The sequence below is a fragment of the Gardnerella sp. 30-4 genome (assembly GCF_001641215.1).
GTDB lineage: Bacteria > Actinomycetota > Actinomycetes > Actinomycetales > Bifidobacteriaceae > Bifidobacterium > Bifidobacterium leopoldii.
In genome coordinates this window covers 21,790-40,778 of the sequence record NZ_LXJL01000002.1, presented here as the reverse complement: position 1 = coordinate 40,778, position 18,989 = coordinate 21,790, and the positions used below count along the sequence as shown (strand labels likewise).

The 18,989-nt window shown below is 42.0% G+C and carries 11 protein-coding genes and 1 riboswitch; of the genes, 2 read left to right on the top strand and 9 right to left on the bottom strand.

Annotated elements, in window-relative coordinates; translation table 11 throughout:
• Nucleotides 1–40: 40 nt before the first annotated feature.
• The 3 genes from A5294_RS00295 to uvrA all read right to left on the bottom strand — a co-directional run bounded on the left by A5294_RS00295 (nt 41) and on the right by uvrA (nt 6,584).
• A complete protein-coding gene (locus A5294_RS00295; protein ID WP_004106592.1) occupies nt 41–1,171 on the bottom strand; it encodes a GuaB3 family IMP dehydrogenase-related protein in 1,131 nt (376 codons plus the stop codon).
• A gap of 67 nt (nt 1,172–1,238) precedes the next feature.
• Nucleotides 1,239–3,590 carry an excinuclease ABC subunit UvrC gene (uvrC, locus tag A5294_RS00290; RefSeq protein ID WP_082851854.1) on the bottom strand — a complete coding sequence of 784 codons (2,352 nt, stop codon included), beginning with the start codon at nt 3,588–3,590 and terminating at the stop codon, nt 1,239–1,241.
• A gap of 102 nt (nt 3,591–3,692) precedes the next feature.
• The gene (gene uvrA / locus A5294_RS00285; RefSeq protein WP_231880160.1) at nt 3,693–6,584 is read right to left on the bottom strand and encodes an excinuclease ABC subunit UvrA; all 2,892 of its coding nucleotides are present in this window, start codon (nt 6,582–6,584) and stop codon (nt 3,693–3,695) included.
• A gap of 284 nt (nt 6,585–6,868) precedes the next feature.
• On the opposite strand from uvrA, the gene A5294_RS00280 reads away from it, so the two are divergent.
• Nucleotides 6,869–8,470, top strand: a complete 1,602-nt coding sequence (locus A5294_RS00280; protein ID WP_012914200.1) for an ABC-F family ATP-binding cassette domain-containing protein — start codon at nt 6,869–6,871, stop codon at nt 8,468–8,470.
• A gap of 106 nt (nt 8,471–8,576) precedes the next feature.
• Nucleotides 8,577–10,733 carry a hypothetical protein gene (locus A5294_RS00275; RefSeq protein ID WP_064340173.1) on the top strand — a complete coding sequence of 719 codons (2,157 nt, stop codon included), beginning with the start codon at nt 8,577–8,579 and terminating at the stop codon, nt 10,731–10,733.
• Between the two features lie 41 nt (nt 10,734–10,774).
• On the opposite strand, the gene thiS is transcribed toward A5294_RS00275, so the two are convergent.
• The 6 genes from thiS to A5294_RS00245 form a co-directional block, all read right to left on the bottom strand.
• Nucleotides 10,775–10,981 (bottom strand): sulfur carrier protein ThiS, encoded by a 207-nt coding sequence (gene thiS / locus A5294_RS00270; RefSeq protein ID WP_004104778.1) that lies wholly within the window; start codon nt 10,979–10,981, stop codon nt 10,775–10,777.
• A gap of 123 nt (nt 10,982–11,104) precedes the next feature.
• Nucleotides 11,105–12,175: a glycine oxidase ThiO gene (thiO, locus tag A5294_RS00265; protein ID WP_004104781.1), complete on the bottom strand. Its 1,071-nt coding sequence runs from the start codon at nt 12,173–12,175 to the stop codon at nt 11,105–11,107.
• A riboswitch (TPP riboswitch) is annotated at nt 12,168–12,271 on the bottom strand. Its footprint overlaps the gene before it by 8 nt.
• 378 nt (nt 12,272–12,649) lie before the next feature.
• Nucleotides 12,650–15,397 carry a TIM-barrel domain-containing protein gene (locus A5294_RS00260; RefSeq protein WP_231880159.1) on the bottom strand — a complete coding sequence of 916 codons (2,748 nt, stop codon included), beginning with the start codon at nt 15,395–15,397 and terminating at the stop codon, nt 12,650–12,652.
• A gap of 126 nt (nt 15,398–15,523) precedes the next feature.
• Nucleotides 15,524–16,375: a carbohydrate ABC transporter permease gene (locus A5294_RS00255; RefSeq protein WP_100209120.1), complete on the bottom strand. Its 852-nt coding sequence runs from the start codon at nt 16,373–16,375 to the stop codon at nt 15,524–15,526.
• Between the two features lie 56 nt (nt 16,376–16,431).
• On the bottom strand, nt 16,432–17,367 hold the full coding sequence (locus tag A5294_RS00250; RefSeq protein ID WP_004118448.1) for a carbohydrate ABC transporter permease: 936 nt from the start codon (nt 17,365–17,367) through the stop codon (nt 16,432–16,434).
• Nucleotides 17,368–17,414: 47 nt separating this feature from the next.
• On the bottom strand, nt 17,415–18,800 hold the full coding sequence (locus tag A5294_RS00245; protein WP_004118447.1) for an extracellular solute-binding protein: 1,386 nt from the start codon (nt 18,798–18,800) through the stop codon (nt 17,415–17,417).
• Nucleotides 18,801–18,989: the final 189 nt, after the last annotated feature.

Sequence of the window (18,989 nt, the reverse complement as noted above, 5' to 3'; positions counted from 1 at the left end):
AACCGCCATATTTTATGCAATAAGCATCATACTTATAACACTAACGAATATCCTGATGGAATGGGTTAAATACTACGTTGCAACGCTGGAAGCTCTTAACATCAACATAACCTGTAGAAGCCATTGTTCTGCGCAATGCACCAACAAAGTTTGTAGTACCATCTGCTTCATGACTTGGACCGAAAAGAATATTTTCTAACGGAGCCACAGTGCCAACATTTGAGCGCATGCCACGAGGAAGTGATGAATGGCGAGCCTCAGCACCCCAATGAGTGCCATGACCAGGAGCCTCAGTTGCGCGAGCTAATGGAGTACCAAGCATAACTGCATCAGCTCCAACTGCAAGAGCCTTAATAAAGCTGCCGGAATTACCCATTCCTCCATCAGCAATAATTTGCACGTAACGACCGCCGGATTCATCCATATAATCCCTACGAGCTTCAGCAACATCCGCAATGGCAGTAGCCATAGGTGCTTGCACACCTAAAGTATTCATTGTTGCGGATACTGCTCCGCCGCCAAATCCGACTAAAATACCTGCAGCTCCAGTTCTCATCAAATGAAGAGCAGAAGTATAATCCGCGCAACCTCCAACAATAACAGGGACATCGAGATCGTAAATAAACTTCTTTAAATCAAGAGGTTCATGATCTTTAGAAACATGTTCCGCAGATACTGCTGTTCCGCGAATCACAAATAAATCAACACCAGCTTCTAGCACAGTGTTATATAATTCTTGCGTGCGTTGTGGAGAAAGAGCTCCTGCTACTGTCACTCCAGCATCTCTGATTGTATGCAAACGCTTTGCAATCAATTCTGGTTTGATTGGCTCAGTATAAATCTCCTGAATGCGGCGGGTTGCAATATTTGACGGCATCTCAGCTATTTCTTTTAACAAAGGTTCTGGATTCTCATATCGAGTCCATAAACCTTCTAGATCAAGAACTCCAAGACCACCCATTTGACCAATTGCAATCGCAGTATCCGGGCTAGTAACAGAATCCATCGGAGCAGCAATAATTGGGATATCAAACGTGTAAGCATCTACTTGCCATGAAGTAGATACAGCTTGAGGATCACGCGAGCGGCGCGAAGGAACAATAGCAATATCGTCAAGCGAATATGCAACTCGGGCTTTTTTGCCCAAACCAATTTCAATTTCCTGAGACATACTTCTTAGGCTAGTGCCTTATGCTGACGAGTTACGACTCATAGTAAGACTCATAGTAATTCAAAAGCTATTTATCATTATTTTTACGCAAAGCACTGTATATAGCTTTTGCTTTATTCTCGCCAATTCCAGGTACTTTTTGCAAATCTTCTAATGAAGCATTTTTCAAAGATTTTATTGAACCAAAAGATGCAAGCAAACGCTTGCGATACACTGCTCCAATTCCAGGAATTGCATCAAAAGTAGAATGCAATGAACCTTTTCTTCGCAATTTACGATGATACGAAATAGCAAAACGATGAGACTCGTCTCTAGCACGCTGCAATAAATACAATCCTTCTGAGCTTCTCTTAAAAATGATTGGATAATCTTCGTCAGGAAGCCACACTTCTTCAAGCTTCTTAGCTAAACCACAAACAGTAATATCACTTACGCCAGCATCTCTCATAGCTCTTTTAGCAGCTTTTGCTTGTTCTTTTCCTCCATCGACAATAATTAATTGAGGTTTATAAGCAAAATGCCGCGCACTAGTCAATGAATTACCTGAAAAATGCTTATTAGAAATACTGTTAGCATCGCAAATATTAATATCAGATGAGTCAGATGTATCTGATGTATCTGATGTATCTGATGAATCTGATGCATCAAGCCTATTTTCTGCATAAACATCTTTATGCTTAAACCTTCGCAATAATGTTTCATAAACAGCACTTAAATCATCTATTTTACCATCACCATGTTCACCTCGAACCGCAAAATGACGGTACTCACTAGGACGAGCAACACCATCTTCAAAAACAACCATAGAAGCAACTTGATAACTGCCATCAACTGTATTTGAAATATCATAACATTCAATTCGCAAAGGAGATTTACTCATTCCAAGCGCTTTTGCTATTTCGTTCATAGCTTCTGTTCTCATATCTATGCTGTTAATACGGCTAGATTTTATTCGTTTCAATTCCTGACTAGCATTATCGTTTGCACGATCCATAAGAGCACGTTTTTCTCCGCGCTCTGCAACTCTAATACTTACTTGAGAACCACGAATATTGCTAAGCCACAATTCAAGCTCTTGCTTACGTTCATCAGAAATTTTAATTGGAACTATAATCTCACGAGGAACAGGCGAAATAGGAGCAAGTAAATCCTCACGACCTGTTCTCTCTTGACGTTCACGACGAGTTTTAGTAGCTTGCGCTCGCAATATTACATCAGTTGCAGTAGCTTGCTGCGTAGAGCTAACAGCGTCGCGAACTTTCTTAATGCTAATAGTATCTTCATGGTTTTGTGTGTAATTTTGCTCATATTCTGCGTATACGCGAGTTAATAAATCAGCTATAAGATCACTGTCACTGATATGCTCATTTCGTTCTACCGACCAATTTTTCTCTCCACGAATCATTCCAGCTCTGACAAAAAATACATGAATTGACGCTTCAAGCTCATCTCCGCAGAATCCAAAAACATCTGCTTCTACATCATTGTCAAACACAACTGCATTTTGTTGCAAAATAGTGTTCAAAACAGCAATTTCGTCACGCAATTTAGCTGCACGCTCAAATTCTAGCTCTTCACTTGCTTCTTTCATCTCATTCTTAATTTGTGAAATATAAGACTCTCCAACACTGCCTGTAAGTATGCCAACTACATGTTCTACCATCTTGCGATGTTCGCTAGGATCTATGTTTCCTATACAAGGAGCTGAACATTTACCAATCGAAGCAAATAAGCAAGGTCTACCAGTCCTATGAGCTTTGCTAAAAACAGAGGATGAGCATGTGCGAATAGGAAAAGTTTTAAGTAAAGAATCTAAACTATGACGAAGAGGCCACACTTTTGCATACGGACCAAAATATCTAGCATGCCGCGCACTACGATTTCTAGTAATCCATACTCTTGGAAAAGTTTCCTCTAGCGAAACTGCAACATAAGGATATGTTTTATCGTCACGAAAAACTACATTAAACCTAGGATTAAAAGCTTTAATCCAAGTATATTCAAGTGTAAGAGCCTCAAATTCAGTGCTTACAACAGTCCATTCCAAACTGCGAGCTGTAAGAACCATAGATTGAGTTCTAGGATGAAGTTGGTAAAGAGGTTGAAAATAATTCGCTAAACGATTGCGTAAATTTTTTGCTTTTCCAACGTAAATAACTCGCCCCTCGCCATCACGCCACTTGTATACTCCAGGTTGCGCTGGAATATCACGAGAAGCTGGACGGAATAAATCACGGGTATCACCAAGCAATGGAGCTCCTAATGCATTTACTCTTTCATCATCAAATGATGAATCTTTCGAAAACTGTTCATCTATTATTGCTTGCGTTTTACGCCATTTTTCACTATCTCTCATCCTATTTTCTTCTTGCAAATCATATGCTTTATAAGAATTTTTATTAAGATCATTATCTTTCATTTTCACCTCCTTTCCTAAACAAGATTTATGCAACTATTCATAAGATTTGTCGAGTAAATTTCTCAGTTCAGCAAATTACAGATCGGTAACTTTTTTGAACGCTTAATGTAACATTTGCTTAAGGAATTTACCTGTCCAACTCTCGCCATTACGCGCTACGCTCTCAGGACTACCTTCTGCAACTAAGGTTCCGCCTTTATCTCCTCCTTCTGGACCTAAATCAATAATCCAATCTGCAGATTTCACAACATCAAGATTATGTTCAATTACAATAACACTGTTGCCTTTATCTACAAGAGATTGCAAAACCGCTAGAAGTTTCCTAACATCTTCAAAATGCAGTCCAGTAGTAGGTTCATCAAGAATATAAACTGTTTTACCAGTAGATCTTCTCTGCAGCTCTGTAGCAAGCTTTACTCGTTGAGACTCACCGCCAGAAAGCGTTGTTGCGCTTTGACCAAGACGAATATAGCCCAAGCCAACTTTTACTAAAGTATCTAAATATCGAGAAATAGAAGGATATGCTTTGAAAAATATTGCAGCTTCACAAATAGGCATATTAAGAACATCTGCAATAGACTTTCCGTTATATGTAACTTCCAAAGTTTCACGGTTATAACGTTTACCATGACAAACTTCACACTCTACGTATACGTCAGGCAAAAAGTTCATTTCTATTTTTAAAGTACCGTCGCCATGGCATGCTTCACATCTGCCTCCTTTAACATTAAACGAGAAGCGACCAGGACCATAGCCACGAACTTTTGCTTCTGGAGTCTGAGCAAACAATGAACGTATTTTATCCCAAACACCAGTGTAAGTTGCTGGATTAGAACGAGGAGTTCTTCCTATAGGATTCTGATCGACATGCACTACTTTGTCACAAAGCTCAATACCATCAATACGTTTGTGCTTTCCTGGAACAATTCGAGCACCATTTAGTTTGTCTGCAAGAACAGGATATAAAATTGAGTTTATAAGTGTTGATTTACCAGATCCAGATACACCCGTTATGCATGTGAATACTCCCAAAGGTATGCTTACATCAATATTTTTTAAATTATGCTCATGGGCATTAATTATATGGAGCATACGATTTTCGTCTACACTACGACGTTGTTTTGGCACATCTATTGAGCGTCTGTGAGCAATATAATCTCCAGTAATTGAACGCTGAGCTTTAATAATTCCATCAGACGGACCTGAATATACTACTTCTCCTCCATGCTCGCCAGCTTCTGGACCAATATCAACAAGCCAATCGGACTGACGAATAGTATCTTCATCATGCTCGACAACAATAAGCGTATTACCAAGATTTCGCAGATGATGCAATGTTGCAATCAAACGCTCATTATCTCTTTGATGCAATCCAATAGACGGCTCATCAAGCACGTACATAACACCAACTAAACCTGATCCAATTTGAGTAGCTAAACGAATACGTTGAGCCTCTCCACCAGACAAAGTTTTTGCAGCTCTTGAAAGAGTGAGATAGCTTAAACCCACATCGTTCAAAAAACCAAGTCGAGCACGAATCTCTTTTAATATTTCTGTTGCAATTACTGCTTGAGAACCATCCAAATGCAAAGCATTTACCCATGCTAGACTTCGCTCTACTGGCATATCGCAAACTTCAGCTATGGAAGTATTAGATACTGTAACTGCAAGAACTTCTGGACGTAAACGCTTTCCATTACATTTTTGGCATGGAACTTCACGCATATACGACTCATAATATTGACGCATTTGATCAGAATCAGTTTCGTCATGTTTGCGCATAAGCGTACGAACTACACCTTCAAAGCCAGTAGAATATTCACGCTGACGCCCCCACCTATTTGTGTAGGAAACTTGAACTGTGAAATCATGACCATACATGATGTCATGTTTAACGTCTTCCGCTAGATCCTTCCACGGAGTATTCATATCAAAATGCAAATCTTTAGCAAGTCCTGAAAGTATGTGCTGATAATACATTCCAGCTGACTTATTCATTGCCCACGGCTCAATAGCTCCCTGCGCAAGAGATTTGTCTGGGTCTGGGATAACAAGTTCAGGATCAATTTCGAGATTGTATCCAATGCCAGAACATTCAGAGCAAGCACCATAAGGAGCATTGAATGAAAATGTTCTAGGCTCAATCTCATCAAGCTCTAATTGATGATTATTTGGGCATGCGCGATGCTCCGAAAATGATTTACGACGCGTTTGTGAGTCTTCTGGTTCGTCAACAAAATCAGCAATTACTACTCCCTTAGATAGTTTTAATGCTGTTTCAATCGAATCAGTTAATCGAACACGAATGCCATCTTTAATAACTAAACGATCTACTACTACTTCAATTGTATGTTTCTTCTGTTTAGTAAGAGTAATATCTTCAGAAAGCTCATGCATTTGTCCGTCAATAATCGCACGAGCATAACCATCTGAGCGCAAAAGCTCAAGCGTGTCTTTAAATTCTCCTTTACGACCACGAACTACTGGAGCAAGAATTTGTAACCTCGTACGTTCTGGCATAGCAAGCAACGAATCAGTCATTTGCTGAGGAGTTTGAGAGCTTACTATTTGACCACATTCAGGACAGTGAGGCACACCAATCCTAGCAAACAATAATCGCAAATAATCATATATTTCTGTAATAGTTCCAACAGTAGAACGAGGATTACGATTCGTAGTTTTTTGATCAATAGAAACAGCAGGACTTAGGCCCTCAATAAAATCAACATCAGGCTTATCCATACGTCCTAAAAATTGGCGAGCATAAGCACTAAGCGACTCAACATAGCGTCGCTGACCTTCTGCAAAAAGCGTATCAAACGCAAGCGAGGACTTACCAGATCCAGAAAGACCAGTAAAAACAACCATACGATTCCTAGGAATCGATAAACTTACATTTTTTAGATTATGCTCTCTAGCACCCTGGATAGTTATTTTCCATTCAGAAGGAATACTAGATAAATCAGCTATAAAAGTACCGTTGTTAGCGCTCATAGGAGCATTATCAAGCAATTCTTGCAACGAGTCATTTTGTTCATTCGCCTGTTTTGACACAATTACCTCCACACTTCCCCATAATCACTTGAATATTCCCAACCAATACCCAATTTTATTACTAACAAGAAAATTATAGAACAAGTGTTCGAAAAAGTAAAGTATTTGACTATCAACCACATGCTGTATTCGTTACCAGTAAGCAGTATAATGGTGAGTTTGGTTATGACTTTTATAAGTAATAAATACTAACAGCCTAAATTTTGGGGAACGGAACAGACATTATGCCTATTGACGCACAAGCTTTAACCATTCAGATTGGTGCGCGAACGCTGTTAAATCCTACCGATTTTCACGTCACAAAGGGAGATAAGATCGGTTTAGTCGGCAGAAACGGCGCAGGCAAAACTACGCTTACTCGCGTTATTACAGGAGACATGCTGCCAGCAGGAGGCTCGGTTAGAGTTAGTGGAGGTTTAGGCTACTTACCTCAAGACACGCACGCAGCAGACCCAGAGCAAAGTGTTATAGATCGCATTATGAGTGCTCGAGATATTGCTTCTATCGTTTCGCGTATTCGCAAAGCGGAAAAAGAAATGACAGATCCAGATCCAGACATAATGACTAAAGCTATGAACCGCTACGACAAAGCAATGCAAGATTTTGAAAAAGCAGGCGGTTATTCAGTGCAATCTGAAGCAATATCGATGGCAACAAGCTTGGGACTTCCACAAGAAGTTATGCAACAAGCTTTAGGAACACTTTCAGGTGGTCAACGTCGCCGCATAGAACTTGCTAGAATTCTGTTTTCTGACGCAGATACATTAATTCTCGATGAGCCTACAAACCACTTAGACGCAGACTCAATAATATGGTTGCGCAATTATCTTAAACGATTTGAAGGCGGATTCCTAGTAATTTCTCACTCCACAGAATTACTAGACGAAGTAGTCAACAAAGTATGGCATTTAGATGCGCAACTTGCAAAAATAGACATGTACTCAATGGGTTGGAAAGCATACTTGCATCAGCGCGTAGTAGACGAAGAAAGACGTCGTCGCGAACGAGAAGTTGCAGAAAAGAAAGCTGAACGCCTTATGAAACAAGGCATTCGCTTGCATGCTAAAGCTACAAAAGCAGTTGCTGCTCAAAACATGATGCGAAGAGCTGAACGCCTATTAAGCGAAACAAGTGAAGCTCAAAAACAAGAAAAAGTTGCAGATATTCGTTTTCCAGAACCAGCTGCATGCGGAAAAACTCCAATTATGGCAAAAGATATTTCCAAAGCGTATGGTTCTAATATTGTTTTCGCTGGAATTAATCTTGCTATAGACAAAGGTTCACGCGTTGTCATTCTAGGCTATAACGGTGCTGGAAAAACAACAACATTACGCATTTTGGCAGGAGAAGAAACAGCAGATACTGGTGAAGTTCAATACGGACACGGATGCAAAATCGGTTATTTTGCACAGGAACACGATACATTAGACTTGGATTCTACAGTTTTGGAAAACCTTCAGCATGTTGCACCAAACCTGGATGACACGCAAGCACGTTCTATGCTTGGCAGCTTCCTGTTTTCCGGCGACGACGCAATGAAGCCTGCAAGAGTGCTTTCAGGTGGCGAAAAAACGCGTCTAGCACTTGCAACACTAGTCACTTCCAAGGCCAATGTGCTACTACTAGACGAACCTACTAACAACTTAGACCCAGCATCTCGAGATGAAATACTTAAAGCTATTGCAAAGTATGAGGGAGCAATTGTTCTTGTTACACACGATGAGGGTGCAGTTCAAGCCTTACAACCTGAGCGAGTGCTACTCATGCCTGATGGCGACGAAGACTTGTGGAATGACGAATATCTCGATTTAGTTGCCGAAGAGTAAAATGTTGAACTGAATTACTTGAATTGTGCAATAGAATGGTTAAGCAGTGATTTCAACGTACGCGTCTAAGACTTTGCCAAATACGGCAAATAGTGACAACAGTCGTATAAGCAATCAAATTGACAAACATTGCATAAAACGTACGCTACATTTTTTGCGAATACCATTCATCGTAATAATTCTTATAACCTTATTTGAATGTTCTATTGGAAATCTGCCATTTTGGAGCAGTGTTACAGGAAGCACAGATAGCATTTCTGCACACAACGATATAGGTTCTGGAATTAGACGCTTAGCTTCCGGCGGCATTCTTATAACGGATCCTTCAGAAGCATATTTAGAAGTAACATCCGATGGAAGTTCGCCTTATATTCGCTTAGAGCCTGCGATTATTAAAAAGAAAAGCAAAAATAATAATCTTATTTCAAACATCAATGTTTTAGTTGAAGCAAACAAATACTTAAGCAAACCTCAAAGCACAAACACTGCTTCTCTAAACCCATCTTTGCTTAAACTTCCAAAACAAGCAGTAGGAAAATCTTGCATTGTTAGAGTGTGGCTGCAACATCCAATAGGATCAATATTGAATATTGAAGACTCAAGAGCAAACGTTCGAGTGCCTTTTAGGTGGTCATGGGGTCGCGTATTAATACTTGCTATTTTTGCATTTCTTGTTACGCTTTGGAATCCTTGGTCCAAGCTTTGGAAAATTAAACTCAACACTCATAGTCTTATTCAACGTTGCTGCTTTGCTGCTTCTCTTCTTCCATTTATTGCTGTTGGGTTAATAACTATTTTTTGGAATTTACGAAACGCAACTCCTATGCATTTTTACACAAACGGTAATTATGCATATGATTTTGATCAATATGCTCACACTGCAGACGCATTGTTAAAAGGTCAAGTGCATTTAAATCTTCCTGTTCCTAATGAGTTAGAACACTTGCAAAATCCTTACGATCCTACGGCTAGAAATAATTTGTTAAACCACTCAGTACAACATATGTATTGGGATTACGCATACTACAAAGGTCACTGGTATTCCTACTTCGGAGTTCTTCCAGCAATATTGCTATTTTTGCCTTATCGCATTATTTCAAGACTATGGACTCCTGAAGGCTCTATGCTTCCAACAACAGTAGCTACGATAACATTCTTAATTGGTTTTCTTATCGCAGGTTCCCTATTGGTTATTCGAATTATTGAGCAGACTTCAAAAAAAGTATCTTTAGGAACGACATCCATCGTTCTTGCTTTATTCTTCATTACTTCAAATACAGTGTATTTGTGGTTTAGAACGTCATTTTATTCCGTACCTATGGCAGCCTCACTTTTCTTCACATCTCTTGGATTGTGGTGCTACCTAGGTTTTAATAAAACACACTCTTTGCTAAATATTGTTTTAGGCTCTTTCTTTATTGCATTAAATTTAGGATGTAGACCTACTTTTTCTATAGCTGTTCTTTTTGCACTTCCTGCAATTTATTCGCATATAGAAAAAGATTTACCAAATATTTTGCGCAACTGGAAACAAGTTTCTTCATGGCATAAGCCTTTTAAATATTTTGCAGCTTGGATACTGCCATGCGTAATTACTGCAATTCCATTTGGCATTTATAATCTTTTGCGCTTTGGCTCACCGTTAAATTTTGGCAATGAGTATCAAATAACTATTACTGACATGACGACTATGCGTTTGCCGTCACAAAATATTTTACCGTCTATTTTCAGCTATATTGCGCTACCTTTGCGTTTTATTCCAACTTTTCCTTGGATTGGTATTCAGCCTATCGCATTTGACCGTTGGCAATACGCAGAGCCTATGATTGGCGGAATGTTTACACTTTCACCATTGGCATTAGTTGGCATAATATGCGTATTTATTATGAAAAAACGCTGCCGCACGCATATTGCTTGGCAAACAAGCGTAATAGCTATAATAGTTGGGCTTGTTCTTATTGTTTTTGACAGCTTAAAAGCTGGTATCGGATGGAGATATATTGCTGATTTTGCGTGGTCTTTTGCTATAGCTGCCGCAATTGGAATTAGCTTGCTTTTAGAATATGCATCCACCTTGCAATCAGAAAATTCTTTACATAAAAAAACTATTGCTTACACAATACGCTTACTTGTAGCAGTATTGCTATTTGCTTCTATTGCTATCGCTGTACTCAGTTGGTTTGTTACAGGACGTGAAGACAGCACGCTTCGTTTTAACCCAAACTTATGGTTCGCGTTTAGAAGTTGGATGACATTRWWTTAAATAATTAWKYGCACTAATTTCACGCTTAATTTTGTGGTGTTTCAGCCGCCTTGAACTGCGCTAAGAATTTCGACTTGATTCCCATCACATATGACTGCTGATTCCCATTGCGCGCGAGAAAGCACATCGTCGCCAATTGCGACCGCTATACCAGGTCCTGCATCCGAACCATAACGTTGCGCAATAAGCTGAGCAACAGTCAATCCGTCTTGCACTTCAACAGTTTCACCATTGACTACGATTTGCATAATCTAACCTTTACTAACTAAAAGCTGAATTACTAAAAGTACTTTCTGCATCACACTTACGTCTATATTGGAACACTTCACACAATTCGCGGCGAAATCTAGCGAATTCACTGAAATTAGCGATTAGAAGCGTGCAGGATTGCAGCTCTCCAAGAAGCCCTTTTCCTTCTCAGTTAACTCTTGCTCAAGCACAAGCTTTGTAGTCAAAGAAGAGCCCAAAGCTGTGAGCAAAATGCCGTGACGGAAGTAACCGGTGGAAATCGTGGTGTGCGTCTTAGGATCAATGCCAATGAATGGCAAATCATCTGGAGTTCCAGGACGACCGCCAGCAGTAACCTCAGTAATCGAGCATTCCTGAATGCCAGGAAGCACACTTGCGGCATCGCGAAGCAAGTCAAGCACGCCACCGACCTTTGGAATATCGCGATCGTCTTCACGAGAAGTAGCGCCGAGCACAAGCTCGCCTGTTTCTTTAGCGCGAGGCACCAAATAAACTGGACGGTCATGCACAAATCCACGAACCACAGAGCTCAAAATTGGACGCAAAGGCTCTGGAATAGTCATACGAATCATATCGCCCCACACAGCGCGAAGCTTAAGCTGAGGAAGCATATCCTTAGCACCCAAGCCGGATGCCAAAACTGTGTCTGGACCCAAATCGTCTGGAGTGCTTGCGCGACGCTCAATAACAACACCGCGCTTTTCAAGTGCATCAATCATTGCTGCAGTGAAAAGACGAGGGTTGATTTGATGGTCGTCCGGCACGCTTACAGCGCCTGCAATCGTCGGCGAAAGCGCAGGCTCAATTTCACGAAGCTTACTCACAGAAATATGCTCAGCTCTACGTCCATAACGGTGCTGCAAGTTTAGCAACTCGTTCACGTGCTCGTTATCTGCAGCGTCACCACCGATTACGTAAGAGCCGCACTCTAAGTAGCCAGTTGGCTTATCGGTGTACTTTGCAACCGAATCAACCAATTCCTTATACATAGTTGCAGACTCAAACATAAGAGGATACAACGCTTCTTGCTGATATTGCATTTCTGCGGTAGGAGCTAGCATGCCGGCGGCATGGTGAGAAGCGCCGGAGACTGGATCTGGATCAATTATGCTAACTTTTACGCCAGCTTCCGTAAGTCTCCACGCTGTTGCTAAACCAATAATACCTGCACCAATAATACGAATATTTCGCATATATACTCCTTCCCTACGGCGGCATTACCCGCATCAGGTTTACGGTCGGCTTTCGCCCTCTCAGCCTGTGTAGAACAGGCTCCCGCGGTGTAACCTTGACTTTCAAGAATTACAAATGCAGAACGTTTCAATATTGCTAACTTAGCAATATGCAAATGCTGCAGGTAGATGTAACAAAATTATGTGAATTTCATCACACTACCGTGCAGCATTTTAACACTTCTACAGAAAATCTGTTAATTTATCCGGTATGTCAAGCTGTGAAACTAAGCAATTTTTGTTACCGACGCAGTCAGCGCTCGCGCGGATTACGCGCTCGCTTACGAAACTCGCGTTGGAAGTCCACTGGACTCCCAACTTAAGCGAGTTTCCGCTCCGAGTTGCCTTCGCGCGCTAAATCGCATCGCTCAGGCAGGTCGTCGCGTTGCGCAGGCAATGTATAACTCCGTTTTTTCGTTACTAACGCAGATTAAATCACTCAACCGAGCGCAGCAAAATCTCCTCAAGCGCGTGCTTCACAGAAACAGGCAGAGTGCAACGCCATTGCGCCCACTTCACTACGGAAGGCTGATCAGTTGCGTAAGCGTTAAGCATATCAACATTGTTGCGATACTTTTCTGCTTCCGATTCGTTTTCGTATTCAAGAGTTGAGATTGCAGCAATAGCGCCTGCACTTCCGCCAGCCTCGCTCACTGCATCAAAAGCCATTTCCTTACCGCGGTACGGCACTTGCGCTTGAAGCAGGAATCGGTAAGCGTCACCAACTTTAGGATCGGCAGCAACTTGCAATCCGCCGTCAACAATTACGCGAACTTCCGAACGAGCCGGCACGTCTTTTACAGAAACCGACAAACTCAAAGCCGACTCTTCACCTTCGTAAGAAATCGCAAACTCGCTTGCGTTAAGCTCTTGGCTCCCCACAAACACGCGCACGTGAGCAAAATCTGTGCAAGCAACTCCTCTAAATACAACATTCCAGTTGCGTTTTTGCGGCACAGATTTTACGGCAGTATCTTCCCCGGCAATGCCTGAAATAATGAATTGCGAAGAACCATTGCCGTCTCGCCACACAAAATTCATACACGTGTTGGCAGTATTCCCAGCAGACGCTGCAGCAAAGTCACCGTTATCTTCTCGCATTACGAACTCGCCGTCAGCTCCAGGGAAAGCGAGCACGCGCAAACTACGAGGATTTTCAATACTATTAACAGATTCAGCAGCATCAGCACTACGCTCGCAATCTGCAACTTCCGGCAAAACTTGCAGAGGCACAATTGCTCCAGCACACGCAAAAGCAGGCACGCGATCAAGCGAGCGCCATGCTTCAAATCTGCGACCATTCAAGCCGCGAGACACATACCTGCGCCCGTCAAATAAATCGTACCAATCACCTTCCGGCAACCAAACTCCAGCACATCCGCGCAAAGCAGCCGCATCATTAGGCGAAACAATCGGCGCTACTATAAGCTCACTTCCAAAACGGTATTCGTTAGGAATTTCGTAAGCCATGCCAACTTCCGGCGACTGCCAGTACATTGGCTCAACAATCGGTCTGCCCTCAAAAGCTGCGCGATAATTCATCGTATAAACGTATGGCAAAAGTTCCGCGCGCAAACGAAGCATTTTCACCATTGCTTCGCGAGTTTCCGGAGGGAAATTCCACGGCTCTTTTCCAGCAAACGGCGAACAAGTCGAGTGCAAACGATTAATAGGACTAAACGCGCCGAAAGCGTACCATCGCGCTTCCAGCTCGTTATTTCTAACGCCAAGCATGTGTCCGCCAATATCGTGGCTCCACCATCCGTAGCCAATATTGGAAGCTGTAGCAGTAAAGTAAGTTTGGAAAGCAAGCGAATCCCAAGTAGTAACGGTATCTCCCGAGAATCCAACTGGGTAGCGATGCGAACCAGGCCCAGCATAACGAGAGAATGTAAGCGGCCAGCGTCCGTCGCGCGCAGCATCCTCATAATGCATGTGATTTAGCATCCAAAGAGGATCCAAACCAGGCTCGCGCGTCACGCCTCCCTGCTGCCAGTCAATCCACCAAAATCGCACGCCTTCATCTTCCATACGATGATGCATATTGAAGTAAGCTTCAACAAATTGCGGATTTGTTAAATCAAATTCCACAGCTTCACCGCTTGCAGGATCAATTCCCATCTCTCGCGCAACTTGCGGATAATCTTTTTCAAACGCACGCACGCCGTCGCGCGGATGCAAGTTCAAAGTTGGAGCCAAGCCAGCAGCGTTAAGTTTACGCAAAAAAGCGCGATGATCCGGGAAAAGTTCCTCATTCCACGTGTAACCAGTCCAACCGGAACCATATTTTGCATCAACATCCGTAACATGCCAATCCATGTCAATAACAGCTGCACTGAAAGGTATGCCTTCGCGCTTAAAACGATTATGCAATTGCAAATATTCGTCTTGATAGTAGCGATAGTATCTGCTCCACCAATTGCTTAGCGCAAAACGTGGAAGCAGCGGCTGAGCACCTGTGAGCTTATAAAAGTCTTGAATTGCTTGAATGTAGTGGTGTCCGTAGCCGAAGAAATACAAGTCTTTATATCTTCCAGCTTGCTCACTAACCTTGTGCGCACGCGACTTAACCCAAGCCCCATACGGGTTTGATTTGCCATTTATTTCCTCAGCCGGAGCAATTTCGCAAGTTGCAGAATCATCTAAAATAGACCATCCATCGCGCGAAAGTATGCCTTTATCGAGCTTTACTGGGCCGTTCGCCTGATCCAAAGTTCTAAAAGTTCCAAGAAGATTTCCCGGGCAATCGTCGCCATAATGCCACGTATTAAACTGCGTACATGGCACTCCGCGCACAACAATACTTAAGCCTTCTTTGCTAAAAGCTTCGCAGCTATAAGTAAGGTGAAGCTTTTCAGTTTCTACTTCCAGCCATCCATTTTCGTTTTTATGCGCACTAAATTGTGGCTGAGCATACGCGCTCTTCTGAGCAAAATTGCGACAAATCACAGTTTGCGTAGGATTGTCAACAAACTCTCCATCGTCACTCCACTCAAGACGCAACAGCGAATCTGTAATAACTGTAATTCGCCACTTTTCGCCCTTAATTACCTGACTATCCTGCGCCTTTGCATACTGCGAATTTGCAAGGTCAGCAAAAATTTGAGATTGCGAATCCGAATACGTCACAGCTTCACCGATAATTTGTGATTTATCTTGATTGCTTATATTTATCACACTCATAGCAGCACCTTTACTCAGTACGCAATGCCACACTGCAACATTTGTCACACAACATTTGTCATACAACACTTGTTGCACCACGCTTTCGCGCACAACACTTACGTATCTTCTCTTCACTTATGCGGGTTACTTACCGCTACCAGTGGAAATACCTGCAATAAACTGCTTTTGGAAAATTACGTACACTATAATAACTGGCACAATCGCCAAAGAAGTCGCTGCAAACAAGCCACCATAATCAGTGCCATATCGCCCAGTAAACACCTTCAAGCCCACTGCGAGCAGCTGCTTCTTTTCGTCCGAAATCATCAAGAACGGCCACAGATAGTCCTCCCAGTTCCACAAGAAAGTAAAGATGGCGAGCGCCGCAATCGTGTTATGGCTCATAGGAAGAATAATACTGTGGAAAATACGAAAATCAGATGCTCCGTCCAGTTTCGCAGCTTCAATGAGTTCGTCAGAAATACCTGTTATTGACTGACGGAAGAGGAAAATGCCGAAAGCGCTAATTAATCCCGGGACAATTAAGGCTCGGTACGTATCTTGCCAACCGAAACTTGTCATCATATCGTACTGCGGAATAATAGTTACAGCCCACGGAACCATCATGGTGCTCATCACTATACCAAAAAGCAAATTACGGCAACGGAAACGCATTTTTGCAAATACATATCCCAACACTGCGCTGGTATAAATGGCAATTACCGTTTTTGCTACAGCAACAAACAACGAGTTGCAGAATAATCTCAAGAAATCAAATTTTTCCTGAATACCAACGTAGTTATCAAACGTACTAGGCATAGGAAATAGTCCACCATCGACACGCACAATATCACTATTTGGCGCAAATGAAGAAATGAACATCCACACAAATGGAATAATTGTTAGCGCAGAAAGCAGAAAAAGAAAAATAGTAAGCGACCAACTCAACACAGCATGACGAGTGCTGCTTCTTGCACAGTTACGTAATTTTTTCACAATACCCCCCTTAGCCGGCACCGTAACAACAGCTCCAGTCGTTTCCGTTTTATTGCTCACACCAACTCACCGTCCTCAGAAGCTTTGAACATGATTATCGTGAGTACGCCAGTAAAGATAAAAAGCACTACGCTCATGGCTGACGCAATACCAAAGTTATACTTTTGGAAGGCTTGATCAAAGATCAAGTAGCTAATAGTGTAAGTTGCTGTTCCTGGGCCACCGTTAGTCATAACTAAAATCTGCACGTAGGCTTGCAGGTAAGCAATCATTGACGTGATCACAATGAATAACGTTGTAGGTTTGAGTAGAGGCAAAGTAATGCGGAAGAATTTTTGCACACTGTTAGCACCATCAATATCGGCTGCTTCATACACATCTTTGGGAAGGTTCATTAAGCCTGCTAAATATAGCACGGTTGCGTAGCCAAAATCTTTCCAAATGGTCATGATAATAATTGCCGGCATGGCCCAAGTAGAACTGTGCAGCCAATTAATATTCAATCCCGTAACTTTATCAATCATGCCAAACTGCGGATCAAACATCCACATCCACACGAAGCTTACTGCGACAAGTGGTGTAATCGTTGGCATATAAAATAGGCCACGCAGCGAATCTTTGCAATGCACGAGCTTGGAGCTGAGCAACATTGCCAAACCCAAACCGAGAATAATGCGGAAAATTACGGATATTGTCATGAAAATAGCTGTATTACCGATTGACTTCCAAAATAGGCCGTCGGTTAAAATCTGTTTGAAATTATCGAGCCCAACCCAGTTGTACGTTCCAACCAACGGATTCCACTCGTGGAAGCTGCCGGCAAACGCTTTATAAATAGGATAGGCAAGGAAAATCGCGAAATAAGCAACCAGAAATGTCACTGCCACATTGCGAAATGAGAAGGTTCGAGACAACGCAGCGGTTACTTTTGCTATACCACCAAATTTTTTCCCTAGAGGAGTTGAATGAGATTTCTGATCTAATTGTTCCATGATTTCCCTTGCCTTACTTGAAAGAACACACTTCAGTTTATGAATCTTTACTTGTGTTCTTTGAAGAATTCATACTTGCTTTCTGCAGACTTAAAGTTGGAATTCTTCATGTCTTTTACCATGGTCGCCTGTGCTTCTTTTACTGCGGAATCAATAGATTGACCATTTTGCATAACGTTTTGGAACGCTGCCTTGCTGCTGGTTTCCACCGTAGAAGGAGTGATGCCTGGCCAAATCAACCTATTCACGCGAGGCTGAATAGCCGCCATTACCGGGGCCTTAAGAATCTCTGGATCGTTCTGTAGCGATTTCTTCGCTGGGAACGAGTTCAGATGTTTCACTGCAGAGCGAATAAAAGCGTCGTTAGCGAGAATGAACTTGATAAAGTCTTGTGCCACGGCCTGCTGTTCTTTACTTTGGTGAGCGTTGATTCCTGGAGTAGATTCGCCATTGTAGCGATCATAAGCGAATGGCGTTTCTTTCGTGAATGTTGGAGTTGGGAAAATACCGTATTCTACGTTCGGATATTTTTCTTTCAGTAGGCCTTCAAGCCAACCCCAAGCGTATACCATTCCGGATTGTCCGTTGCCAAAACTTTGCGTGTAATCAGTACCGAAGTCTGTTGCAATAACTTTGTCTTTGTCGTACAAATTCTTTAGGAATTGCATGTTTTCGCGCGTAATTTTGTTGTCAAAATTAGGCTTTTTGCCACTTTTATCGAACGCAAGTTCGCCACGTTGATAGTTCAAGCCTTGGTTGATTGCAGCGTATGCATCACCATTAACATTGAAACCGGCTTGTACCATTTTGGAACCGTTCCACTTGGTAAGTTTCTTTGCCACCTCGCGCAACTCGTCCCAAGTCGTAGGAATATCTGCTTCTGTTAAACCGGCTTCTTTCCAAAGCTTTTTATTGTAGTAAATATTGCCAGTATTGATGACCGAGTCAATATACTTTACTTTTCCGTTGGAATCTTCGTGTGCGACAGAAGAGCTGTAGTCAGCTTCCATTGCTGCCTTGTCAACGTTGTAGTCGGCAGCGTATGGGCGTATAAGCTCATCCTTGGAATTGTGAATATTGAACAGAGCTGGGCCGCTTTTGCCTTTGAGTGCTAACGGTAGTTTTGTCCAATAATCGTCCCAAGCAACGTTCTTCGTTTTGAACGTTACGTTAGGGTAGATTTTCGTATACTGCTTGATCATATCGTAGATTGGGTCGGTACTACTGTCTCCCCAGCTCCAATATTCCAAAGCAATTGGCTTGCCTTGATTAACAAGATGGTTAGGGTTATATTTCAATGCTTCACCCATTACCGGCAAACCTTTATCTTTTTTTGTGTCGGTTACACCGGCAGAATTGCTGCCACACGCGCTAACACTAGCAAGCATGCCTAAAACAGCGACACATGAAATACATATTTTTCTAATGTTCATTGTTACTCCACTTCTTCGTGAAATTAATGGGTAAAATCTATAATATTGCGAAAAGTTTTCACTGGTCAAACAGAAAAAATGTGAATGTAAAGGTTTTCATTTCGAATCCGTTAAACTGCACCATTTTTGCGAAAATAAATACTTTTTTACCCGCGTGTCTAAAAATGTAAACCTTTACATTTATTGTAT